The 21,781-nt window shown below is 70.0% G+C and carries 22 protein-coding genes; 14 read left to right on the top strand and 8 right to left on the bottom strand.

Features of this window, described 5'->3' with window-relative positions; translation table 11 throughout:
* The first annotated feature begins 94 nt into the window (after positions 1-94).
* The 5 genes from mhpA (HNR02_RS28185) to HNR02_RS28165 all read left to right on the top strand — a co-directional run bounded on the left by mhpA (HNR02_RS28185) (position 95) and on the right by HNR02_RS28165 (position 5,507).
* On the top strand, positions 95-1,702 hold the full coding sequence (gene mhpA, locus HNR02_RS28185) for a bifunctional 3-(3-hydroxy-phenyl)propionate/3-hydroxycinnamic acid hydroxylase MhpA (protein WP_179776585.1): 1,608 nt from the start codon (positions 95-97) through the stop codon (positions 1,700-1,702).
* Between the two features lie 31 nt (positions 1,703-1,733).
* Positions 1,734-2,648 (top strand): fumarylacetoacetate hydrolase family protein, encoded by a 915-nt coding sequence (locus HNR02_RS28180; protein WP_179776584.1) that lies wholly within the window; start codon positions 1,734-1,736, stop codon positions 2,646-2,648.
* On the top strand, positions 2,645-3,568 hold the full coding sequence (locus HNR02_RS28175) for a VOC family protein (RefSeq protein ID WP_179776583.1): 924 nt from the start codon (positions 2,645-2,647) through the stop codon (positions 3,566-3,568). The genes HNR02_RS28180 and HNR02_RS28175 overlap by 4 nt, the downstream gene beginning before the upstream one ends.
* A 58-nt stretch (positions 3,569-3,626) precedes the next feature.
* Positions 3,627-4,595, top strand: coding sequence for an alpha/beta hydrolase (locus tag HNR02_RS28170; RefSeq protein WP_179776582.1), 969 nt, complete (start codon positions 3,627-3,629; stop codon positions 4,593-4,595).
* A gap of 264 nt (positions 4,596-4,859) precedes the next feature.
* Positions 4,860-5,507, top strand: a complete 648-nt coding sequence (locus HNR02_RS28165; RefSeq protein WP_218914303.1) for a TetR/AcrR family transcriptional regulator — start codon at positions 4,860-4,862, stop codon at positions 5,505-5,507.
* Here the strand turns inward: HNR02_RS28165 and HNR02_RS28160 are convergent.
* Positions 5,502-6,824, bottom strand: a complete 1,323-nt coding sequence (locus tag HNR02_RS28160; protein ID WP_179776581.1) for an alkyl sulfatase dimerization domain-containing protein — start codon at positions 6,822-6,824, stop codon at positions 5,502-5,504. The two genes, HNR02_RS28165 and HNR02_RS28160, sit on opposite strands and share 6 nt — an antisense overlap.
* Positions 6,825-6,847: 23 nt before the next feature.
* On the opposite strand from HNR02_RS28160, the gene HNR02_RS28155 reads away from it, so the two are divergent.
* Both HNR02_RS28155 and HNR02_RS28150 read left to right on the top strand, forming a co-directional pair.
* A complete protein-coding gene (locus HNR02_RS28155; protein ID WP_179776580.1) occupies positions 6,848-7,603 on the top strand; it encodes a DUF3159 domain-containing protein in 756 nt (251 codons plus the stop codon).
* Entirely contained in the window at positions 7,600-8,652 is a 1,053-nt protein-coding gene (locus tag HNR02_RS28150) for an MBL fold metallo-hydrolase (RefSeq protein ID WP_179776579.1), read from the top strand. Before HNR02_RS28155 ends, HNR02_RS28150 begins: the two co-directional genes overlap by 4 nt.
* Before the next feature lie 66 nt (positions 8,653-8,718).
* Here the strand turns inward: HNR02_RS28150 and HNR02_RS28145 are convergent, their stop codons facing one another.
* Genes HNR02_RS28145 through HNR02_RS28130 form a run of 4 tightly spaced genes read right to left on the bottom strand, consistent with a single transcriptional unit; the run spans position 8,719 to position 14,177 of the window.
* A complete protein-coding gene (locus HNR02_RS28145) occupies positions 8,719-10,614 on the bottom strand; it encodes an acyl-CoA synthetase (protein ID WP_179776578.1) in 1,896 nt (631 codons plus the stop codon).
* Positions 10,544-12,130 carry a bifunctional 3-(3-hydroxy-phenyl)propionate/3-hydroxycinnamic acid hydroxylase MhpA gene (gene mhpA / locus HNR02_RS28140; RefSeq protein ID WP_179776577.1) on the bottom strand — a complete coding sequence of 529 codons (1,587 nt, stop codon included), beginning with the start codon at positions 12,128-12,130 and terminating at the stop codon, positions 10,544-10,546. The genes HNR02_RS28145 and mhpA (HNR02_RS28140) overlap by 71 nt, the downstream gene beginning before the upstream one ends.
* Positions 12,127-13,062 carry a fumarylacetoacetate hydrolase family protein gene (locus tag HNR02_RS28135; RefSeq protein ID WP_179776576.1) on the bottom strand — a complete coding sequence of 312 codons (936 nt, stop codon included), beginning with the start codon at positions 13,060-13,062 and terminating at the stop codon, positions 12,127-12,129. The genes mhpA (HNR02_RS28140) and HNR02_RS28135 overlap by 4 nt, the downstream gene beginning before the upstream one ends.
* On the bottom strand, positions 13,059-14,177 hold the full coding sequence (locus HNR02_RS28130; protein WP_179776575.1) for a VOC family protein: 1,119 nt from the start codon (positions 14,175-14,177) through the stop codon (positions 13,059-13,061). Before HNR02_RS28130 ends, HNR02_RS28135 begins: the two co-directional genes overlap by 4 nt.
* Positions 14,178-14,302: 125 nt before the next feature.
* Here HNR02_RS28130 and HNR02_RS28125 point away from each other — a divergent pair, with 125 nt between their 5' ends.
* Together HNR02_RS28125 and HNR02_RS28120 are read left to right on the top strand one after the other, a co-directional pair.
* Positions 14,303-14,989: a TetR/AcrR family transcriptional regulator gene (locus HNR02_RS28125; protein ID WP_312861195.1), complete on the top strand. Its 687-nt coding sequence runs from the start codon at positions 14,303-14,305 to the stop codon at positions 14,987-14,989.
* Positions 14,990-15,129: 140 nt separating this feature from the next.
* Complete coding sequence (locus HNR02_RS28120) at positions 15,130-16,218, top strand: AraC family transcriptional regulator (protein WP_312861194.1); 1,089 nt, start codon at positions 15,130-15,132, stop codon at positions 16,216-16,218.
* 80 nt (positions 16,219-16,298) lie between these two features.
* Here HNR02_RS28120 and HNR02_RS28115 read toward each other — a convergent pair whose 3' ends face one another.
* Complete coding sequence (locus HNR02_RS28115) at positions 16,299-17,009, bottom strand: TetR family transcriptional regulator (RefSeq protein WP_179776574.1); 711 nt, start codon at positions 17,007-17,009, stop codon at positions 16,299-16,301.
* Between the two features lie 70 nt (positions 17,010-17,079).
* On the opposite strand from HNR02_RS28115, the gene HNR02_RS28110 reads away from it, so the two are divergent.
* Together HNR02_RS28110 and HNR02_RS28105 are read left to right on the top strand one after the other, a co-directional pair.
* Positions 17,080-17,682 (top strand): carboxymuconolactone decarboxylase family protein, encoded by a 603-nt coding sequence (locus HNR02_RS28110; RefSeq protein WP_179776573.1) that lies wholly within the window; start codon positions 17,080-17,082, stop codon positions 17,680-17,682.
* Positions 17,679-18,038, top strand: coding sequence for an SCP2 sterol-binding domain-containing protein (locus tag HNR02_RS28105; protein ID WP_179776572.1), 360 nt, complete (start codon positions 17,679-17,681; stop codon positions 18,036-18,038). The genes HNR02_RS28110 and HNR02_RS28105 overlap by 4 nt, the downstream gene beginning before the upstream one ends.
* On the opposite strand, the gene HNR02_RS36285 is transcribed toward HNR02_RS28105, so the two are convergent.
* On the bottom strand, positions 18,018-18,434 hold the full coding sequence (locus HNR02_RS36285) for a MerR family transcriptional regulator (RefSeq protein ID WP_179776571.1): 417 nt from the start codon (positions 18,432-18,434) through the stop codon (positions 18,018-18,020). The two genes, HNR02_RS28105 and HNR02_RS36285, sit on opposite strands and share 21 nt — an antisense overlap.
* 85 nt (positions 18,435-18,519) lie before the next feature.
* On the opposite strand from HNR02_RS36285, the gene HNR02_RS28095 reads away from it, so the two are divergent.
* Positions 18,520-19,281, top strand: a complete 762-nt coding sequence (locus HNR02_RS28095) for an SDR family oxidoreductase (RefSeq protein WP_179776570.1) — start codon at positions 18,520-18,522, stop codon at positions 19,279-19,281.
* Positions 19,282-19,585: 304 nt separating this feature from the next.
* A complete protein-coding gene (locus tag HNR02_RS28090) occupies positions 19,586-20,176 on the top strand; it encodes a TetR/AcrR family transcriptional regulator (protein ID WP_218914302.1) in 591 nt (196 codons plus the stop codon).
* Between the two features lie 34 nt (positions 20,177-20,210).
* Here the strand turns inward: HNR02_RS28090 and HNR02_RS28085 are convergent, their stop codons facing one another.
* Positions 20,211-21,242 carry an aldo/keto reductase gene (locus tag HNR02_RS28085; protein WP_179776568.1) on the bottom strand — a complete coding sequence of 344 codons (1,032 nt, stop codon included), beginning with the start codon at positions 21,240-21,242 and terminating at the stop codon, positions 20,211-20,213.
* 359 nt (positions 21,243-21,601) lie between these two features.
* Between HNR02_RS28085 and HNR02_RS28080 the strand changes: the two genes are divergently transcribed.
* The gene (locus tag HNR02_RS28080; RefSeq protein ID WP_179776567.1) at positions 21,602-21,781 is read left to right on the top strand and encodes a hypothetical protein; all 180 of its coding nucleotides are present in this window, start codon (positions 21,602-21,604) and stop codon (positions 21,779-21,781) included.

Genomic DNA, 21,781 nt, shown 5'->3' with positions numbered 1-21,781 from the left:
TGTCGAGTGCGACTCGAATATTCGAAAGTAGATTGACCAATTCGAATATGAGGGTGTAGACAGGGGGCAGTGCGAGGCAGCGGGAGAGGCGGACATGCGGGACACAGTTCACGACGTGGTGATCGTGGGTGCCGGGCCGGTGGGGCTCGCGTTGGGACGGATGCTCGGCTTACGCGGCCACGAGGTGCTGCTGCTCGAACGGTGGCCCGAGGCGTATCCGTTGCCGCGCGCGGTGCACTTCGACGACGAAATCGGCCGGATCTTCCAGAACATGGGCCTCGCCGAGGAGATCCGGGCGGTGTCGCAGCCGGTGCCGGACCACTACGAGTGGCGTAATGCCGCCGGGCAGGCGCTGGTGCGCATCGACTGGTCGGGGACGGGACCGTCCGGCTGGCCGACCGCGAACTTCTTCTGCCAGCCCGAACTGGAGAACGTGCTCTCCGACGCGGTGGAGGGCATGGACAACGTGACCCTCCTTCGCGGTGCCGAGGTGGTCGACGTCGTCGACACCGGGGATGTCGTGGAGGTGAGCTTCACCGGCGCGCTCGCGAAGCGGCAGCGCGTACACGGGCGGTTCGTGGTCGGCTGCGACGGTGCCAACAGCTTCGTGCGGGAGCGTCTCGGCACGACGATGCCGGATCACGGCTTCTTCTACGACTGGCTGATCGTGGACACGATTCCGCTCGACGAACGCGAGTGGTCACCGATGAACTGGCAGCTGTGCGATCCGGCAAGACCCACCACCGTCGTCTCCGGCGGGCCGGGCAGGAGGAGGTGGGAGTTCATGCGCAGGCCGGAGGAGACCCGCGAGGAACTCGACACCGAGGAAAAAGCGTGGGAACTGCTGAAGGCCTGGGATCGTACGCCGGACAACACGAGGCTGGAACGCCACGCGGTCTACACCTTCGCCGCGCGGTGGGCCGAACGCTGGAACCGTGGCCGGCTGGTCATCGCCGGTGACGCCGCGCATCAGATGCCGCCCTTCGCCGGGCAGGGCATGTGCTCGGGGCTGCGGGACGTGGCCAACCTGTCGTGGAAGCTGGATCGCGTGCTGCGCGGGCGATCCGGCATCGGCCTGCTCGACACCTACACCGCCGAGCGTCGCGTCCACGTGCAGCATGCGATCGCGATGTCGATCGCGCTCGGCAAGGTCATCTGCGTACTCGACGAGGACCAGGCCGCCGCGCGGGACGCGCGCATGATCGACGGGGGCGCCGACCCGGCTCGGGTCCTGCCGGTGAGCGAGCAGCCGATCCTGGGGCCCGGCGTCACCGCCGAGGACATCGGGGTGCCCGCCCTGCGTGGCACTCTCGCGCCGCAGTACCCAGTGCGGCGGGCCGCTCGTCGCGGACCACTCGACGAGCTCACCGGCTACGGACCGCTGCTGCTCGCCACCGGCGATCGGGCGGCCGCGGAACTGGATCCCGCCGCGCATCAGGCGTGCGAGCAGGCGCGCGTGCCCATGCTGACCGTCGGGACGGGCACACCGGACCTGGTCGACGAGAGCGGCGAATGGAGTCATTGGTTCGGCACCCACGGCATCGCCGCCGTCCTGGTGCGCCCCGACCACTACATCACCGGTGCGGTGACCGAGCACGGCACGATCCCCGCGCTGCTGGCGCGGTACCGCGCCGCCGTCGATGGCGGGAGCCCTCCCGCGAACCCGACGGTGGACCACCGGAGTCCGGCGACTTCGGCGTGACATCCCGATCTGGCGAGGAGAACGAAGACTGATGCGGATTGCCAACCTGAACGAGCGCGCCGTGCTGGTGCACGGGGACGCGGGCACCGAGACCGGTGTCGACGTCGCCGTCGCGTCCGGCGGGCGCTTCGGCCCCGACCTGCCGTCGCTGTACGACCGATGGGAATCCTTCGCCGCGTGGGCGGCCGAGGCCGACGTCGAGCGCTCAGCCGAGGGCGCGGTCGTCATCGACCGCGCGCGTCTGGCAGCGCCGTCCCCGGCGCCGCGTCAGGTGTTCGCCGTCGGACTGAACTACCGGACTCACGCCGCGGAGTCCGGTTTCGACGTGCCGACGCAGCTGCCGCCGGTGTTCACCAAGTACGTCTCCAGCTTCGCGGGGCCCGACACAGAGGTGGTGCTGCCGCCCGGCGGCGACGTGGACTGGGAGATCGAGCTGGTCGCCGTGATCGGCCGGGAGGCCCGCGACATCGACGACGAGTCGGCCTGGGACCACATCGCGGGACTGACCGCAGGGCAGGACCTCTCGGAACGGGTCTCGCAGCTGGCAGGGCCCGCACCGCAGTTCGGCCTCGGCAAGTCCTTCGCCGGCTTCTCGCCGCAGGGTCCGTGGCTGGTGACCCCGGACGAGCTGCCCGACCGCGATGACGTCGAGCTGGGTTGCGCCATCGACGGCGAGGAGATGCAGAAGGGGCGGACGAGGGATCTCCTCTTCCCGTTGCCGAAGCTGGTCGCGGCGCTCTCGCGCACCGTCACTCTGTATCCCGGCGACGTGATCTTCACCGGTACCCCGGCCGGAGTCGGCATGGGACGCGACCCTCGACGGTTCCTGCGCGCCGGTGAACGGCTCGACAGCTGGATCGAGGGGATCGGCGAGCTGCACCAGACCTTCGTCGACCCACCCGGCGCGCACGCTGCCGTATCCGACGAGAAAGGCACGCTGTCATGACATTGCACGGACTGGGCAAGGTCACCATCGGCGTGCCCAACGTCGAGGAGACGATCGGCTACTACACCGATTTCGGCCTCGAACATCGGGGCGAGGGCGTGTTCGCCACCCGCGACGGTGGCGAGCAACTCGAGATCGCGCACGCGCCGACGCGACGGCTGATCGAGCTGACCGTCGCCGCTGACGACGAGGACGACATCGCCGCGATCGCGAGCAGACTCGGCACGCTCGGCGTACCGCTGGAGCGGGAAGCGAGCGCGCTGCGCGCGGTCGAGCCCGTCACCGGCACAACCGTACGCGTCGCGGTGCGGCCACGGGTCGCCGTCGACCCGGTGCCGGAGGCGACGCCGTACAACGGGCCCGGCCGCATCGACAGGTGGGGGCGGGCGCCGTTCTTGTCCCGTACGGAGGCGGTGCGGCCACGCAAGCTCGGCCACGCCGTGCTGGGCAGCACCGACCTCGCCACGACGACGATGTTCTTCACCGACGGGCTCGGCTTCAAGGTCAGCGACTACATGGGTGAGCGGGCGGCGTTCCTGCGGTGCTCGGTCGAGCACCACAACGTGTTGGTCATGGCCGCCCCGGTGAACTTCCTGCACCACACCAGCTGGCAGGTCGACGACGTGGACGAGGTCGGCCGTGGCGCGTACGGCATGCTCCAGGGCAATCCCGAGCGCCACATCTGGGGCCTCGGACGCCATCACGCCGGAGCCAACTTCTTCTGGTATCTCAAGGATCCCGCGGGGAACTTCTCCGAGTACTACTCCGACATGGACACCGTTCCCGAGGACGAACTGTGGAGTCCCGAGGTACTGCACGGCCTCGCCGGGCTCTATGCGTGGGGACCGCCGCCACCGCCGTCGTTCCTCGAACCCGACGATCTCGCCGCGCTGATGACGGGCGCACACTCGGCCGGATGACCCGGCCGCCGGTCCCCACCGGCACAGCGATTCCAGCCGAACCGGAAACGGAGCGAACATGACGAAAACCGAAGCCGCCGACAGGGCCGACATCTTCGTGCCCCACGCATTCGGTGAGCACACCGTGGATCTCGGCGAAATCCGGATGAACTACGCGGTCGCCGGGGACGCCGCGCTTCCCGCGCTGTTGCTGATCCCGGGGCAGAGCGAGTCGTGGTGGGGCTACGAACGCGCGCTGACGCTGCTGGGGGAGAAGTTCCAGGCGTACGCGGTGGACCTGCGCGGCCAGGGACGGTCGACGTGGACGCCGGGCCGCTACACCCTGGACATCCTCGGCAACGACCTGGTGCGGTTCATCGACCTCGTCATCGGCCGTCCGACGCTGGTTGCCGGGTTGTCCTCGGGCGGCGTGCTGTCGGCGTGGCTGTCCGCGTTCGCCAAGCCGGGCCAGATCCGTGGGGCCGTCTACGAGGATCCGCCGCTGTTCGCCTCCGAGACCCGTCCCGCCTGCGGCCCGTCCATCCGGCAGGCCATGGGGCCGGTACTGGAGTCGCGGCACAAATGGCTCGGTGACCAGTGGTCGATCGGCGACTGGCGCGGCATGCAGAAGGCGTTGCCTGACGAGCTTCCGGCCGCGTTGGTGGACAGCCTCAGCGCCATGGCGGCGTCCGAGGAGGAGGCCGACACCGACGACCGGCCGGCGCAGAACCTCCTCGAGTACGACCCCGAGTGGGCGCGCTCCTTCGTGTCCGGCACGGTCACGGCGGGCTGCGACCACGCGACCATGCTGGGAGGCGTCCGGGTGCCGGTGCTGTTCACCCACCACTACCGTGACATCGACCCCACGACAGGACATCTGCTCGGCGCGATCTCCGATCTCCAGGTCGCCAGGGTTCGCAGCATCATCGAAGCCGCCGGCCAGCCCTTCACCTACCGGTCGTTTCCCGAGATGCCGCATTCGATGCACGGCGCGGACCCGGAGCTCTACGCGCGCACCGTCATCGACTGGGTGGACAGCCTCCCGTGATCGCGGGCCTGTTCCCGGACCGGAACTGGGCCTGACCCACGGTCGGACCGGGGTGGTTGTCGTCGGTCACCGCCGTCATGGCCGACCGGTTCGGTGGCAGGACCGCGCCGGTAGTGTGAGATCGCTGGTGCCCTTCTCCATCGCGACCGGTCCGGCCGGCCCAGCGTGTCCACAAGGGCCGCTGCCGTAGCCCGGTCCCGCGTTTCGGGCCGGGTCGGCGCGCCGGTGACGGCGATGTTCGATACCGGCGGTATCGTGTGGGGCATGACTGCTGGGTCCCGTGAGGAGAACGCGGTGAGCGGGCCGGTTCCGCGCGTGCGGCGTGAGGAGGTGCGTCGCCGGTTGCTCGACGCGGCGGCCGAGGTGTTCGCCGAGCGTGGCTATCAGGCGGCGCGGCTGGACGAAATCGCCCGCGTCGCGGGGTTCACCAAAGGCGCGGTGTACTCCAACTTCGCGAGCAAGCACGCGCTGCTCGCCGAACTGATCGGGCAGCACGTCCGGCACCAGATCGCGGTGACCTCGATCGAGCTCGACGCCGAGCACCGGGCCGAGGGGGTGCTGGAGGACACCGCGCGCGCCTACGCACGGGGGATCGTCGAGGAGGGCACCTGGACGCGGCTGCTCGTGGAGATCGCCCAGCAGGCGAGCCACGACCCCGACGTGCGCGAGGCGTACGTCGGGGTCCGCAGAGCTTTGCGCGACGAGCTGGCCACCACGCTCACTACCGCGTGCGAGCAGCTCGGCGCGGAGCTGCTCGTGCCCGCCGAGCAGCTCGCGCTCACCCTGCAGTCGCTGCGGCTGGGACTGGCGCTCGAGCACGGCACGGACCCGGAACAGGTCGACCACGATACGGTCGTCGCTGTCTTCGCGACCACGCTGCGCGGCCTGTTCCGTCGCCGCGCGTCCTCATGATTCAGCCGAAACCCGCTCGGAACGCCGAGCTTCGTAGGTGAAGATGCCCTTGGCCATCAGGGACGTCTCGGCCTCGCTGCGGGCACTGTAGACGGCGGCCCGTGCCCGGTGGACATCGGTGTCGGCGGGTTCGGCGTCGGCCGCCCATTCGAGGAGCTGACACGCGAGCCGGAAGTCGCCGGCCGAGGCGAGCTCCTCGGCGCGGCGCACGAGCGTTGTCACGCCGCCGGTCAGCGCGGCCAGTTCGGTGGCGACCGCGGTGTCGGCAGGCGGTTTGAGGCGGGCGGGATTGCCGTCGTACCACCCGCCGTAGAGCCGCCAGATGTTGCGGACCGCGAACTCGGGCTCGTCGTAAAGCGGCCGCAGGTACGGCTTGGCCAGTGCGGTCTCGGGCACGGACACCGTGTGCAGGATCGTGTTCAGTGGTGCGCCCTCGTTCATCAGCGCCACGGTCTCGCGCACGACGTGGTCCAGTACGTCGGCGACCTCGGTGAGCACGGTCGCGATGCGCGCGCGACCTGCGATGGGCAGGCCGTGCGCGGGGAGCAGCAGCTCGGGCTCCTTCGCGAGGATCGCGCGCAGGGCCTGGGCCCATTCGTGCGGGTAGCGCTGGACCTTCTGGGGATTGCCGACGTTGGGGAAGTGCCAGATGAGCAGGTCGCCGGTGCAGACGGCCCGCTTGCCCGGAAGCCACGCCCACAGGTGGTCGTCGGTCTCGCCCTTCGCGTGGTTGAGCTCGATGTCGAGCCCGCCGACGGACAGTTCGAGTGACTGCCGGACGAGGGTGTCCGGCCGGACGAGGTCCGCGGGCAGCCAGCCGCGGTCGACGGAGCCCACGGTCTCGCTCAGCTCGCCGGCGCCGTTCTCGGGCTTGGCGGATTTGTCCGCGAGCCAGCCGAACTGCCGCTGGTTGATGAGGACGTTGTAGCCGTCGGTGTCGGCATAGCGGTCGAAACGCCGCGGCACGTTCTCGTGGGCCACGACGCGTGGCGCCGGGTCACCTCGCCGCCGCGCGTCGGCGAGCACCGCGGCGCCGCCGCCGACGTGGTCGAGGTGGCCGTGGGTGTAGACGAGTGTGTGCACGGGCGCGTCGCTCCAGCCGCGTAGCGCGGCGACGACCTGGGTTCCGGTGGCGGCGTGGCTGGCGTCGAAGAGCACCAGACCCTCGCCGGTGCGGAAGGCGATGCAGTGCGAGAACGATTCGACAACCGCGACGTCGTCGGTGAGCTCGGAGAGCTCCTGGGTGATGCGGTTGACGGGTTCGGTGTGATCTCCGCTGTCGATGATGCGCGCGGAGAGGTCCAGTAGCGCGGACACGGTGACTCCTCTGATGGGAACTGGTGAAGCACAACGAGGTCGCCGGACTCTCCACGGTGGAGGGACAGGCCGGCGAGCGCGTCGGGGTGCACGGGTTGAGAATACCGACGAGTATCGAGTACTTGCAAGAATTCGATACCGGCGAGTATCGTGCACTCATGCCCGCAATGCCGGAAGTTCCCGACACGACGCGCTCGCCGGGTCGCGAAGCGCGCCGTCACGTGGCGGACGCCGTGGTGCCGAACGTGGCCTTCCTCGTCGCGTACGAGACCGTCAGCGTGACGGCGGGTGTGATCGCCGCGGTCGCGGCGGGACTCGTCCTCGTCGTCGTCCGGTTGCTGAACAAGCAGAAGCTCACGATGGTGTTCGCGGCGTTCGGTGTCGTACTGCTGCACGCGGGCACGGTCGTGGCCACCGGTGACGGCAGGGACTACTTCCTGCCGTGGCTGCTGTTCAACACCGGCCTGACACTCGCGCTGGCCGGCTCGCTGGCGCTCGGGAGACCGATCTCGGCGCGGCTGGCCCGCTCGGCGGCGCTGTCGCGCGATGCGCCGAAGCACAGGAAGGTCACCGCGCTGTGGACGGCGTTGTGCGCGCTGCACCTGGCGGTGGGCCTGCCGCTGTACTCCGCGGACCTCGTCGTCGCGCTCGGGGTCGCCAAGTTCGTGCTGGGGCCGCCCGCGATTCTCCTGCTGGGCATCTGGTCGTGGCGCATCCTGCGCGGCCCGGCCGCAGGCGAAGCCAGAGCCGAATCCGGAAAGGACGAACCGACATCATGACTATCAGCGCCTCGCGTGCCCCGCTCGTCTCCGACGCGCGCACGCGGCTCGTTCTGCTCGGCACGGCGGGTGGTCCGAACTGGTGGCTGGACGACACCCGGTGCGGGATCTCCTCGGCCGTCGTCGTCGGCGATCGCTACTACGTGGTCGACGCGGGCGCGGGCGTCGGTCCACAGCTTCGCCGGGCTCGGCTCGGCAACTGGAAGTCGCGGCTGTGGGGTCCGCTCGACGGGCTGCGCGCGATCTTCGTGACCCATCTGCATTCCGATCACGTCTGCGATCTGAACAACTTGCTCGGCAACGGACTGGCGAACGGGCTCGGGCTCGGCGGTCCCGTCACCGTGTGGGGGCCCGGCGATCGGGGGCAGCTGCCGCCCGCGCGCCCCGGCAGCTCCCCGAGCGCGGTGGCGCCGGACAGTCCGACGCCCGGCACGAGCGAGATGGTCGAGTCGCTGCTGCGGACGTTCGCGACCGATTACAACGACCGCCTGTTCGAGCAGGGCATCGAGGGCACCGACGGCTTCATCACCGGCAGGGATGTGCCGATCCCGCAACGCTATCTCGCCGATCCCAACGGCGATCCCCATCCGCGGATGAGCCCCGTGCCGTTCTACGAGGACGACCGCGTCCGCGTCTCGGCGACGCTCGTGCAGCATGCGCCGATCTTTCCCGCGCTGGCGTTCCGGTTCGACACCGACGACGGCTCGATCGTCTTCTCCGGCGACACCGGGCCGAGCGACAATCTCGTCGAGCTCGCCTGCGGTGCCGACATCCTCGTGCACGAGGTGATCGATGGCGACTGGGTCGCCGCGGACTTCCCGTCACCGCGCGGACCGGTCGACGAGGCGATCTACCGGCACCTCGTCGGCAAGCACACGCTCATCGAGGACGTCGGCCCGATCGCCGAGCGCGCGGGCGTGCCGACGCTCGTGCTCAACCACCTCGTTCCGGCGACCGGCCCGGTGCAGCGCTGGGAACAGGCGCAGCGAGGCTACTCCGGACGGCTCGTCGTGGGCATGGACCTGGACCAGCTTGGTGTCGGCGCCTGACCGCTCGGCGAAGCCCCGTGCCGCCCACCCGTGATCGGGGGCACGGGGCTTCACGCGTCCACGGCTTCAGTACCGGGTGTCGGTGAAGGACCAGCTGAACTCGTAGTGTCCCAGGGCATCCGCCAGCGCGCGGGCCGTCGCGGCCGCCGCGGGCCTGGGCACCCGTACCGTCGGTGTCCCCTGCTCCGCCACGACCTCCACGCCCGTCTCCGGCAGGTCCAGTGCCGCCAGCTCGTCGGCCACGACGCGGCGAAGGGCCTCCAGCCGCAGCGCCGGCTTGTACTGCTTGCCCACGGAGGTCATGGGCAACTCGTCCAGCACGATGATCTCCTTGGGCGCGGCGGCGGCCTCCGGCGCCCTGGCGGCCGCCCACTCGCGGAGCTCGTCGACGGAGACCTCGTGCGACAGCGTGACGAAGGCGATCGGTACCTCACCGGAGCGCCGGTCCGGGCGTCCGACGGCCGCGGCGTCCCGCACGGCGGGATGTGCCAGCAGCGCGTCCTCGATCCCCCGGGGATCGATGTTGTGGCCGCCCCTGATGATCAGGTCCTTCTCCCGGCCCCGGAGGTAGACGTAACCGTCGGCGGTGACGTAGCCACGGTCGCCGGTGTCGAGCCACCCGTCGACGACCTTGCCGCCGTCGTCCAGTCCGCCGTCGGGCCGGACGTAGCCGGCGAACACCGTCGGTCCGGAGATCGCCAGCACGCCCGTGGTCCCGGTCGGCAGGTCACGGACCGCGCCGGTCTCCTGGTCGATCTCGACGGCCTTGATGCGCTGGTACGGCAGGCGTTGGCCGACCGAGCCATGCCGGGGAGCCCCGGGATGGTTACGCGTGCTCGCGCACGTCGCCTCGGTCAGGCCGTAGCCCTCGATCAGCGGAACGCCGACGTTGGTCTCGAAGGCCGTTCGCGTCGCCTCCGGCAGCGGAGCGGCGCCGACCGCGCCGAAGCGCAGCGTCGAGATGTCGGCGTCGACGGGCACCTGCGCCAGCACCGCGTACACCATCGGCACCGCCGAGAGACTGGCCACGCGGTAGCGCTCGACGATACGCCAGAAAACGCCGTAGAGCTGGGGGTCCCGGTAGCCGAGCGGACCCGCCCACACGACGTGCCTGCCCCGGAAGACGGGCGCGAGCATCGTGACCTGCAGGGCGTTGACGTGGAAGAGCGGCAGCGCGGCGAAGATCGTCAGGTCGTCCTCCGGCATGCCGTGGGCGGCCAGCGACCATGCCATCACCACCTGGTTGGTATGCGTGTGGGCGGCGAGCTTGGGCGCGCCCGTGGTGCCACCGGTGTGAAAGTAGGCCGCGATGTCCGTGCCCGCCGGCGGTGCGGCGAGCAGGGTGCCGGACGGCTGCCGTGCGGCGACTTCGTCGAGGTACCGGACCGTGGTGTTCCCGGCGTCCGCCAGCGCGGGCGGCTCGCCCTGCGCCGCCGTCGGCCGCAGCGCGAACACCGCCGTCAGTTCCAGTCTCGACGCCAGTGCCAGCGCCCTGTGCCACACCTCCGGATCGAGCTCCGGTCCGGCCGCGACGAGGATCTTCGCGCGCGAGAGGCGGAGCAGCGACTCCAGCACACCTTCGTCCAACGCGGGATTGAGCGGGCTGACGATCCCGGCCGCCTCCGCCCCGAGCAACACCGCCGGCAGCGTGGCGGTGTTGGGGGAGAGCACCGCGACCGGATCGCCGCGGCGGATGCCGTGATCGGTGAACGCGTTGGCATAGCGGCGAACGGTGGCCGCCAACTCCGCATACGTCCAGTGTTGCGGCGACTCCCACTGCTCCGCGGAGGCCAGCACGGTCAGCGCCGGGCGCTCCGGCGAGAGTGACTCCGTGCGTACCAGCAGCTCGTAGGTGCTGACGGGCAGTCCGCGCTCGGCGAGCGGAACCGCCTCAACCGCGGTGAGATCGTCCGGCCCCTCGTAACTGGGCCACAGTGGACTGCTCTGACGTGACAGGGTCATCGCAATGCTCCTTCGCAGGGTGCGTTCGGTGGGATGGCAGCAAGGTGAGCCAGCCGGTGGCGCGCCGCCGCGGATAGGTCGTGAGCACGACACGGTCGGGACGGATCACGGCGGCGGTGGCGTCACCGAGCCAGTTCACGAGCTCGGTGCTGGCGCGGGCGTCGATGACGACGGCGTCGAGCCGCTTCGCGGCCAGTGCGGCGTCGGCGTCCAGCTCGCCGGTGTGCACGACACCGAACGAGCCGCCGAGCACATCGTCGAGCCGCCGGCGTCCCGAGGGCGTAGTGAGCCAGGGCTGCGGGCACGACGTGCCTGCCAGCCTGTCGCCGGGCGTGCGGAGGACGAGCGGGCTCCTGCCCACGCGCGGCGACGACGTCTTGAGTACCAGGTCGGCGAAACCGGGCAGCTTGCCCGCCGTGGTGATCGCGCGCCGCCGCAGTGCGGCGGTGAGATCGTTGCCGCCGGTCATCGCCCAGCCCACCGCGACGGCGTTGCGGATCATCGCCTCGACGTGCGGTTTGCGCTCGGTCTCGTAGGTGTCGAGGAGGCGTTCGTCGGCGCCCTCGTTGAGAACCAGCGCCAGCTTCCATGCCAGGTTCATCGCGTCCCGGAAGCCGGAGCCCATGCCCTGGCCGATGAACGGCGGCGTCAGGTGGGCGGCGTCGCCGAGCAGGAAGACGCGTCCCTTGCGCCAGCGGTCGGCCACGGTGGCGCGGAAGGTGTATTCCGCCTTGCGGATCAGCTCGAACGCCGCTCCCTTCGTCCACGGCCACAGCAGGGACTCGAAGTCGATGTGCTCGAGCGTCTCGCCCTCCCGCAGCTGGAACTCCCACCGGTACCGGGTGTCGGCGACCTGCATGAACGTGCCGGCACGGTGCGGATCGCAGATCTGGTAGACGCCGTCCCACACGTCCAGCTGCGTCGGGCAGTCGACGTCGATGACCAGCCAGCGCTCCTCGAACCTCAGGTCACGCATCGTGGCGCCGATGGCCTCCCTGGTCAGGCTGTTCGCGCCGTCGCAACCGAGCAGCACGTGCGCGTCCACGTGACCGGCCTCGCCGGTGGTCACGTCACGCACCAGCGCGCGAACGCCGCGGTCCCCGTCGCGCGGGAACTCGAGCCGTTCCACCGCCTGTCCCGAGCGAAGCTCGATCTCCGGGTAGCCGGCGGCCGCCTCACGGAGCAGCCGTTCGAGCGCCGGCTGCTCGAGGAAGTTGGCCTCGGGCCAGCCGTGGTTGCCGAGCGCGCGGTCACGGCGAAACTCGATGATCGTCTCCAGCGACCCGTCGACGAGGCGCAGCCCCGAACCGGGACGGCTTCGGCGCGCGAACTCCTCGACGATCCCGACCTGTTGCAGGATGCGCATGATCTCGTCGTCGAGGTGCGCGGCGCGGGGCAGCGGGTACACGTCGTGGTGCCGCTCGAGGATCACCGTGCGCACTCCCCGCTGTGCCAGCAGGATCGCGGAGGTCAGCCCCACCGGTCCCGCGCCGACGACGACGACCTGTTCGCTCATGCGACCGTGCACCGTTGCGTCCCGAGGTCGAGTGTGCCGTCCGGGGTGGCGATGTCGGCCTCCACCACGTCGCCCGGCCGGAGGTACGCCGGGTTCCTGGCCTGGCGGGCGAAGAACGTCTTCCACTTGACCTCGGGCGGCAGCAACGCGCCGATCTTCTCGACGAGCTTGGGCGGCGCGGTGAGCGCGGTCCCACCCGGGGTGCCGGTCAGCACGAGGTCGCCGGGGGAGAGGGCCTGGAAGCCCGCGAGCGCGGTCAACGCCTCGGCGGGGCGGACGATCATGTCGGCCACCGTGCGGTCCTGGCGCAGCACCTTGTTGACCGACAGCCGCAGCCGCAGGTTCAGCAGGTGGGTGAACTCGTCGGCGCCGAGCAGTGTGAGCCGGGGCCCGACGGGGGTGAAGGTCGGGTACGACTTGCTCTCGTAGAACTGCCCCTTGCTCAGCTGCACGTCGCGTGCCGAGACGTCGTTGGTCACGACGAGGCCCGCGATGTAGCGGGACAGTTCCGGTTCGGTGACCCGGGTGCCGACGGGCAGTTCGGCTCCCATCACGAGTCCGAGCTCGACCTCGTAGTCGAGCAGCCGGACGTGCGCGGGCTTGCGGATGGTGCCGTGGGGGCCCGTGATCGAGCCGGAGGCCTTGCGGAAGAACGTGGGCTGCACGGTGTCCGGATCGAAACCGGAGTCCCGCGCGTGCGATCGGTAGTTGACCATCTGCGCGGCCACCCGGCACGGCGCGGTCACCGGCGAGATCAGTGCCAGCTCGCCGACCGCGACGCCCGCACCGCCGCTCTCGGCCGCCTTCTCGACGGCGGCGACGTCGCCGAGAAGCTCGCGGGTCGTGGTCGCGGTCGTGGCGACCTCGACGGCCGTCCCGTCCGGCCGCTCGACCCACCAGGAGCCCTCGGTACGCACAACGTTGATGCTCATGAGTTCATCGCTTTCATCAGGCCCAGCAGGCGGCCGGGGTCGAGCTCGTTGTCGTCGCGGAGGGCGTGGAAGACCTCGCGAAGCAGTTTCGGCGAGGGCTGGGTGCCGAGGAACTCCTTGGTGACGGGCGGGCCCCACTGCGCGAGGCCGCTGGCCGACATCGGAGCCCAGCCGGGTTCGACGGAGCTGTCGAACAGGTCGCCGTCGGCGAAGTGCTCGACCATCAGCCGGTCGGGGTCGTGCCAGTAGTCGAAGAGCTGACTGCCCTGGATGTGCCGTCCGATGCCCCAGGTGCGGTGGTAGCCCCGCTCCTCGAGGTACTCCCCGCCCGCCGCGATCGCGTCGAGGTCGGTGACCTGGTATGCGGAGTGGACGTACTGCACCGACGGTCCCAGGTGCATCGCGACGGTGTGATGGTCGGCGGGGACGCCGCCGCGGTCGCACCGCAGGAACGCCATGGTCGGGCCCCTGTCGCGATGGCCCGGCAGGAACAGGAAATCGCTGGTGATCATCCCGAGCGTGTCCAGGTACCAGTCCAGCGCGCGACGGAACACGGTGGTCTCCAGTACGACGTGGCCGAGTCGTTGCACCCGCGACGGTTCGCGCGGCGGTCGCTGCGGCTCGTTGCGCCGTCGTGCCGTGGCGCCGGTGTTCAAGGTCAGCGGCCGTTGTTCCGGCAGTGCCGGGAGCTCGGGCACGCCGTGCACGACGCGGACGGCGAACCCGCTCGGATCGCGTAGCGCGACCACCTCGCCGGGTTCGTCGCGGTCGAGCCGTCGCACGGCGGCTCCCGTGGCGGAGGCGAGCCTGGTGAGGTCGCCGCGTTCGGCCGCGAAGAACGAGGGCCCGACGAAGCGGGACATCGGGCCGCGCCGGATCACCAGGCATGGTGGGCCCGCGAAGGTTCCCCGCAGGCGAAGTGTGTCCGCATCGCGGGAAGCCACCTGGAACCCGAAGTCCGTGGCGAACGCCTCGGCTCGGGCGAGGTCGGGCTTCTCGAACTCGAGCCAGGCCAGATCGGTCACCTTGATCACCGGGTCGATGCTGCGACCACTGTGCTCGTGACGCAGCGCGCCCTGCTCACTGTGCAGCTCGGCATGAGCGTGATCGGCCATCGCCACCTCCCGCCGTCTCTGTAACTGATGAATTCATCAACTACGATGGCACAACTCGGAGGTGATCGCAAAGGCCGGTGAAAACTGATGACGTCATCAACTTTGGCATCGGCTACCATGACAGCGTGAGTCAGCCGGAGTCCGTGGCGGGGGAGACGTCGGTCGCGCCGACACGCCGGGATCGGCGTAAGGCGCGCACGCGTCAGGCGTTGATCGATGCCGCGCGCGAGTTCGTTGCCCGGCAGGGAAACCTGGACATGAGCATCCAGGACATCACCGAGGCCGCCGAGGTGGGCTTCGGGTCCTTCTACAACCATTTCCCGAGCAAGGACGAGCTGCTGCGCGCGGCGATCGAGGACACGCTGGAAGAACACGGCCAGCTGCTCGACGTCCAGACGGCACACCTCGACGATCCGGCCGCGGTCTTCGCGGCCAGCCTGCGGGCGACCGCTCGGCTGGCGGACAGTCACCCGCAGATCGCGAGGATCCTCGTCCGCACCGGCCTGCGTTATCTCGACTCCGACCGCGGCCTCGCGCCACGGGCCCTGCGCGACATCCGGCGTGCGATCGACAGCGGCCAGTTCCAGCTCACCAACCCGCATCTGGCGCTGGCCACGACGGGTGGCTCGTTGCTCGGTATCGTCCACATGCGACTCGAACGTCCCGGGTTGCTCGATGACGACGCGCCCGAGGAGTTCGCCGAACAGCTCCTGCGCGCCTTCGGCATGCCACGCCGATCGGCCCGTGCCAGCGCCCGCAAGGCCCTGCCGGACTGGTCGCCCACGGAGCTGCCACCGGAGGCGCAGGGGTAGCCGAACGGATGGCTCCGCGGCGGAACGGGATCAGATGACCTCGGCCCTCGCGGCGTGGCACGCCTGCTCAGGGCGACCATCCGCGGGACTCCTTCGGTGTTCGAGGCGTCTCCCATGCTGGAAGACCCCGCGAGCCATGCGTGTCCGAGATCGGAACCGGGTTGTCCGGATCACGCAACCCGTTGAGAGAACCGGCCGGTGGTGGCACAGTCGACGTCGAGATGGAAACCGTCATCCGCGCCGGTGCGCTCCGCGAGTTCACGCGAACCCGGACCTCGGACGCGGCCGAGCTGCTCGCTTGCGCCGCGCGGCTCTTCCATGTCGAGCTCTCGTCCGTCGGGGCGTGGCGCGGCGGCGTGCACGAAGTCCGTGGCGTCGAGCATCGCGACTTCTCCGTCGGCTACATCGAGTCCGAGGCCGGTGTCCGCACGGCGCCCGGCGCGTACTTTCTCAACATCGGTGTCACCGGACGGATGTACACACGCCGCCGTGGCGAGGCGACCGTGCTGCGGACCGGCACCGGGGCCCTGTTCGGCCCCGGCGACGGCCAGGAGTTCCAGCCGGAGGGCCCCAGCGCCGCGGCGTTGGCGCTGCGGCTGAGCCCGTCGTTCGTGCATTCCGAACTCGCCGCGTTGCTCGGCCACGACGTCGACGCGCCCGTCGGCTTCGACCTCGCGCTCGATCTCCGCGATGCCGGTGGCAGGGCGGTCGCCATGCTCGTCGGCTCGTTGCTCGACCAGCTGGACTCCGGGGACCCGGTCTTCCAGCACGTCGAAGTCCAGCGTGGACAATTGCGCTCGATCGTCACGGCCCTGCTGCTCGCGCAGCCGAACACCTTCAGCGGTGAACTCACGCAGGGTGGTTCCCCGCCCCGGCCGCGCACGCTTCGCAAGGCGATGGCCTACATCCAGGAGCATCTCGCCGAGCCGATCACGTTAGGGGACATCGCGCGAGCGGCGGACTGCAGTGCGCGCACCGTCGGCACCTGCTTCCAGCATCATGTCGGTGTCTCACCGATGGCCTACGTCCGCAACGAGCGACTCGACCGGATCCGCGACGAGCTCGCACGCAGTGACGACACGGTCGGCGAGATCGCCTACCGCTGGGGCATCGGACACCTCGGCCGGTTCGCGCGCCAGTACCGGCTCCGCTTCGGCGAGTCACCCTCAGAGACGAGGCGCCGCGGTGCGTCGATCGCGACTCCTCGTCGCGGTGGGCGCTTGCGGTGAGCCCGCTTGCTTCCGGCGAACCGTCGCAGGTCCGGTGACGGCTCGACGGCCGGCGTCGTGGTCGTGGACACGAGTGAGAGTCAGGTTTCCGGCGGCGAGAGCAGTAGCGGCAGTCGCGCCATCAGCGGCTCGACCGTCTCCCACGGCGTTCCGGTGACGACCATGGCGTTGAGCGCCCGTGCCGCCGCCACGAGCATGCGTGCCTGGACGGTGGGATCCTCCGTGCGGGGCAGCGCGCCTGCTGCCACGGCCGCGGTGATGAGCGCCTCGCACGAGCCCACCATCGCCTCGTGCCATGGTGGTGCCTGATCGTCGCCCGGCGGTACGCCGAGGTCGGCGAACAACAGGTACGCCGATGGCTGCTGTCTGGCGGCGCGGAGTCCGGCTACGAGCAGGCGCCGGAGATCGTCGAGCGGGTCGTGTGACGGGGAGACCTCGCGTGACATCGCCGCGACCATCCGCATGCCGGCGTCGTGGACGGCTGCGGCGAAGAGGCTCTTCTTCGTCGGGAAGCAGTTGAACGCCGTTCGCACGGCGACCCCCGCCGCGCTCGCCACGCGCTCGATCGTCAGCTCGTCGTAGCCGGCCGAGTGGGCGAGCTGCTGGCATGCGGCGATCAGCCGTTCGGAGCTGTCTTGCTGGTCGTCGCCCTTCTGGGCCCACCGGTAGAGGGTCGAGGGTGCCACCCCGAGCTCGCGTGCGACGCGTGCCGCGCCCTCACCATCGGGGCCGAAAGCGCGCGCCACCGCCTCCCGGCGCTGGGCGGCGGATATCGATGCGGCACGGCTCATCGTCCGATTATCCCTCTTGCGGTTTATGCAGTAGCAGTGCAACACTTGCGAAATCACGAGAGGAGCCGACATGGGACGTATCGACCCGATGCCACGGGAGATGCTGCCGCAGTACGAGGAGCTGTTCGAGGCCACGACCGAGTTCATGGGTGTCCTGCCGAACTCACTGCTGACGATGGCCAGGAAGCCGGAGCTGTACGAGGCATTCATGGAATGGTCGTTCGTGGTGCTCCGGCCCGACGAGGTCGACGGCGGCCTCAAGCAACTGATCGCGATGCTCGCCTCGGCGGCGCAGGGGTGCCGCTACTGCCAGGCGCACACGGCCAATCACGCGAAGGTCTTCGAGGTGGACGACGCGAAGATCGAGGCTGCCTACGAGTTCGAGACCTCGCCGCTGTTCTCGGACGCGGAGCGGGCCGCGTTGCGGGTGGCCTGGCACAGCGGGATGAACCCGAATCAGGTGACCGACGCCGAGTTCGCCGAGCTGCGCAAACATTTCACCGAGGAGCAGTGCATCGAGATCGTTGCGGTCATCGCCTTCTTCGGCCACATGAACCGGTGGAACGACACGATGGCCACGACGCTGGAGGACGCTCCCCGCGAGTACGCCGAGCAGCACCTCGTGGAAAAGGGCGGCTGGGAGATCGGCAGGCACGTGGAGACGAAGGCATGAGCGGCCAGAGCACGAGCGGCAAGGGCGAGGCCAGGTTCACCACGGCGCGGGACTTCTTCGCCGTGGTGGACGAGGAGGTCACCGCCGAACGGATCGGTGGCACCACCGGCGTCGTCTGCTTCGAGATCGCCGGCGCCGGAACCTGGACGGTCACCATCTCCGCCGGTGGGTCCTCCGTGATCGCGGGCGAGGCCGGCGGCTACGACGCGAAGGTCGTCACCGACGAAGAGCGGTTTCTGTCCATCGTGGAGGGACGTGCCAGTGCTCGCCGCCTTTTCATGACCGGCAAGGTGAAGGTCAAGGGCAAGCTCGAGCTGGCGATCAAGCTCGACAAGCTACTGGGTCCCGCCGTCTGACCGGGCACCGCCGTGCTCGGCGGCCCTCGGCCCCGCGGTCGGGTGTGCTGCGGTTCGGCGCTCGTCGGCTGCCTTGATGACGGCGTCGAGCCTGCCGAGCGCGGCGGTGAGCTGCTCGATCTTCGCGCTGATGCGGTCGCGCTCGGCGTGGAGCATGGCGCGCTGGTGGTCGGTTGTGGTGTCGGTGTCGAGGCAGGGGAGCAGCTCGGCGATGCGGCGGCTGGGCAGGCCGGCGGCGTAGAGCTGCTGGATGACACGCACCCGGTGGATGGCGTCTTCGGTGTACTCGCGTTGTCCACCGGGTCCGCGGCCGGGCACGATCAGTTCCTGCTCCTCGTAGTAGCGCAGTGCGCGGACACTCACGCCGGAGCGCCGCGCGATCTCGCCGATGCGCACAGGGCCTCGTTTCTCGCCGGGTTCTCGTCGAACTGGAGCGCGGGACTTGCATCTCACGTCAACGGTAGGTTTTAGCGTAGGCGATATGAGCACTCCGAACACCGATGTGAACCCGCCTGTCCCGACCTCCGGCCGCCCGATCGAGGGTGCGGTGGCGCTCGTCACCGGAGCGAACCGGGGGCTGGGCAGGCACTTCGTACGGCAGCTGCTGGCACGCGGCGCCGCCAGGGTGTACGCGACGGCCCGGCACCCCGAGAGCGTCGACGTGCCCGGCGCCGTCCCGTTGCGACTCGATGTCACCGACGACGATGCGGTCCGGGAGGCGGCCGCGACCGCGGGTGACGTGACGCTGGTGGTGAACAACGCCGGCATCAGCAGGTTCACCGACCTCGTCACCTCCGACCTCGCGGAGATCCGCGCGGAGATGGAGACGAACTACTGGGGCACGCTCGCCGTGGTGCGCGCGTTCGCGCCGGTGCTCGCGGCGGGCGGTGGCGGGGCGATCCTCAACGTGCTGTCCGCGCAGTCCTGGCACCCCTACCCGGGCACGAACGGCTACCACGCCGCGAAGGCCGCGCAGTGGGCGCTGACCAACGGCGTGCGCACGGAGCTCGCCGGCGCGGGCACACTGGTGACCGCACTGCACCTGGGGGCCGTCGACACCGACTTCAGCGCCGGTTACGACGGGCCGAAGGGTGACCCGGCCGAGGTCGCCGGTGCCGGTCTCGACGGGATCGAGGCGGGCGCCGCCGAGGTGCTCGCCGACGACTGGAGCGTGCACGTGAAGAAGTCGCTGGCCGAGGACCCCACCCGGCTGTACGAGGAGATCCGCGGCGGCGTCATCTGATCGGTCCGTGCTCGGCCGGGGTCGCCGGATCGCCGTGACCTCGGCCGTTCAGCGGGCTCGGCGAGGACGTGGTCGAGCGCGATCTCCTGGAGGGGACACGAGCGCGGCGCCGCGGCCGACGGCGTCGGCCGCGACCAGGACAGCAGCCTCTCCAGCCGTCGACTCCACCCCCGGCACCTTCCTGTCCGCGGCAGCAGAATCGGAATGCCTTTCCGTTATAGTGGGACAAGCGAGCTGCGTGCGGTGTCGCCGTTGAACGGTGGCCCTGGGTTCGTGCGATCGACCTGTGAGAGGGGTGCGTGTGGTGGGAAGCGGGAGCGTCCGGCGCCGGAGGGCGGATGCGGAGCGGAATCTCAACGCCCTGCTGACCGCGGCCAGGTCGGTACTCGTCACGTCGGGAGTGGATGCTCCGGCGAAGGACATCACCGACGCCGCCGGACTCGGGGTCGGAACGTTGTACCGTCATTTCCCGCGCCGGTCCGACCTGGTGCTGGCCGTGCTGCAGCAGGAGATCGAGGCGTGCGCGGACGAGGCTTCGCGGTTGCGTTCGTCCTCCCGCGGCCCGGGTGACGCGCTGCGGCTCTGGGTGCAGGGATATGTGGATCTCGTCGCGACCAAACGGGGGATGGCGGAGGCGCTGCGGTCCGAAGACGAGGCCGTCGCGGGGATCCGCGACCACGTGACGGACCGGCTCGAGCCATGCGTCGCCGGTCTGCTCGCGGACGCGCGCGCGGCAGGTGAGCTCCGCGCTGAGCTCACCGCCCGCGAGCTGCTTTACGCTGTCGCGCTGCTCTGCCAACGCGTGCCGGATGCCGACGAGGAGTTCAACCGGCGCGCGGTCTCGGTGTTCCTGGCCGGCTTGCGTGGTCCCGACGCGACTGCCGAGGTGTCCTGACGTGCCCGGCACGACACGGCCGGGTGTGTCTGCATCAGACGGCGGAGCGTTCGGCCGGCGGGCGTCGGCGCAGTGCGGTCGTCGTGATGGCCGGAGGCAGGTATGCCTGGTCGAGCACACCGATATCGGTGCCGGGCGGGACGATCTCGTCGATGCGGTCGAGGACGTCGTCCGGCAGCGTGGTCTCCAAGCCTGCGAGCAGATCGTCGAGGTGCTGCATGGTGCGGGGGCCGAGCAGTGCGCTGGTCACCCCCGGATGCGAGATGGCGAAGGCCATCGCGAGGTGAGGCATCGAAAGTCCGGCTTCGTCGGCGAGGGTGATCAGGTTCTCGACGGCGTCGAGGCGCTGCTCGTCGCCGAAAGCCCTGGTGAGGAACCGTGCGCGGATGACGTCGGTGTCCTGACCACGGCGGACCCGCCCGGTGAGCATGCCCTGGGCGAGCGGTCCCCAGACGAGCACGCCCATGCCATAGCGCTGGGCGACGGGCAGCACCTCGCGCTCGATGCCGCGAGTGAGGATCGAGTACGGCGGCTGTTCGGTGCGGAACCGTTGCAGGCCACGCTGTTCGGCCACCGCGTGTGCCTCGACGAGGTCGGAGGCGGGCATGGTCGATGTGCCGAACGCGCGGATCTTGCCGGCGCGAACCAGGTCGGTCAGCGCTGACAACGTCTCCTCGACATCGGTGTCCGGGTCGGGCCGCTGGAGCTGGTACACGTCGATGTAGTCGGTGCCGAGGCGGCGGAGCGAGTTCTCGACCGCTGTCATGATCCACCGCCGGGACGCGCCCTGCTGGTTCGGCCCGTCGACGCCGCCGCGATCGGGAAGCCCGAACTTCGTGGTCAGCACGACGTTGTCGCGGCGTCCGGCCAGTGCCTTGGCGACGACCTCCTCCGAGTCCGCGTACACGTCGGCGGTGTCGACGAGGTTGATACCGGCGTCCAGTGCCCGGTGGATGATCCGGATCGAGTCCTGCGGATCATTGCCCATCTGCGTGGCGAACATGAGCGCGCCGAGCCCGTAGGGGCTGACCTTGATCCCGGTCCGACCGAGGTTCCGGTACTGCATGGGTGCTCCCGAGGTGGAGGATGCGCGGGACGCGCGCCGCCCTGTCGCGACGCGCCGAATAAGCGGAAAGCTCTTCCGCTAATATACGGAAAGGCTTTCCGGTATGCAAACCCGGGGTGTCGCGGCCCATGGGTTGACTCCTCGTCTTAGGTGTCGAACAATAAACATGATCGTTAAACCGCGGCGCGGGGCATGTCAGGCAGCGCGGAGTTCCCGGTGCGGAGAGGGAGCCATGGCCTACTTCATGGGTGAGGACGAGCGGATGGCGCCGGCGCGCCGGTGCACCCGGCGGTCGTGCCCGCGGGGCATCCCGGCCACATCGCGGAGCCGGGGCGACTGGACCTGGCAGGCACCACCCGATGAGCGTCGTCCGCATCGCCGTGCTGGGAGGCGGGCCGGGCAGCCTCTGCGCCGCCCGGCTGCTCGAACTCGCCGACCCGTGCCGCGAAGTCACCGAGCAGGGCAGCGGACTCCACCAGGGGCACCGGCTGATCGGCAACCGGGCCGCACCGATCGAATCGCCTACGACGAGGAGCTGA

It is taken from the genome of Amycolatopsis endophytica (genome assembly GCF_013410405.1).
Classification (GTDB): Bacteria; Actinomycetota; Actinomycetes; order Mycobacteriales; family Pseudonocardiaceae; genus Amycolatopsis_E; species Amycolatopsis_E endophytica.
This window is presented reverse-complemented; position numbering and strand designations above follow the sequence as displayed.

Excerpts from the sequence above, each read along its gene's own strand:
- mhpA (WP_179776585.1), top strand. The coding sequence starts at position 95 with ATGCGGGACACAGTTCACGACGTGGTGATCGTGGGTGCCGGGCCGGTG.
- HNR02_RS28180 (WP_179776584.1), top strand. The coding sequence starts at position 1,734 with ATGCGGATTGCCAACCTGAACGAGCGCGCCGTGCTGGTGCACGGGGAC.
- HNR02_RS28175 (WP_179776583.1), top strand. The coding sequence starts at position 2,645 with ATGACATTGCACGGACTGGGCAAGGTCACCATCGGCGTGCCCAACGTC.
- HNR02_RS28170 (WP_179776582.1), top strand. The coding sequence starts at position 3,627 with ATGACGAAAACCGAAGCCGCCGACAGGGCCGACATCTTCGTGCCCCAC.
- HNR02_RS28165 (WP_218914303.1), top strand. The coding sequence starts at position 4,860 with ATGACTGCTGGGTCCCGTGAGGAGAACGCGGTGAGCGGGCCGGTTCCG.
- HNR02_RS28150 (WP_179776579.1), top strand. The coding sequence starts at position 7,600 with ATGACTATCAGCGCCTCGCGTGCCCCGCTCGTCTCCGACGCGCGCACG.
- HNR02_RS28145 (WP_179776578.1), bottom strand. The coding sequence starts at position 10,614 with ATGACCCTGTCACGTCAGAGCAGTCCACTGTGGCCCAGTTACGAGGGG.
- mhpA (WP_179776577.1), bottom strand. The coding sequence starts at position 12,130 with ATGAGCGAACAGGTCGTCGTCGTCGGCGCGGGACCGGTGGGGCTGACC.
- HNR02_RS28135 (WP_179776576.1), bottom strand. The coding sequence starts at position 13,062 with ATGAGCATCAACGTTGTGCGTACCGAGGGCTCCTGGTGGGTCGAGCGG.
- HNR02_RS28130 (WP_179776575.1), bottom strand. The coding sequence starts at position 14,177 with ATGGCCGATCACGCTCATGCCGAGCTGCACAGTGAGCAGGGCGCGCTG.
- HNR02_RS28115 (WP_179776574.1), bottom strand. The coding sequence starts at position 17,009 with ATGAGCCGTGCCGCATCGATATCCGCCGCCCAGCGCCGGGAGGCGGTG.
- HNR02_RS28110 (WP_179776573.1), top strand. The coding sequence starts at position 17,080 with ATGGGACGTATCGACCCGATGCCACGGGAGATGCTGCCGCAGTACGAG.
- HNR02_RS28105 (WP_179776572.1), top strand. The coding sequence starts at position 17,679 with ATGAGCGGCCAGAGCACGAGCGGCAAGGGCGAGGCCAGGTTCACCACG.
- HNR02_RS28095 (WP_179776570.1), top strand. The coding sequence starts at position 18,520 with ATGAGCACTCCGAACACCGATGTGAACCCGCCTGTCCCGACCTCCGGC.
- HNR02_RS28085 (WP_179776568.1), bottom strand. The coding sequence starts at position 21,242 with ATGCAGTACCGGAACCTCGGTCGGACCGGGATCAAGGTCAGCCCCTAC.
- HNR02_RS28080 (WP_179776567.1), top strand. The coding sequence starts at position 21,602 with ATGAGCGTCGTCCGCATCGCCGTGCTGGGAGGCGGGCCGGGCAGCCTC.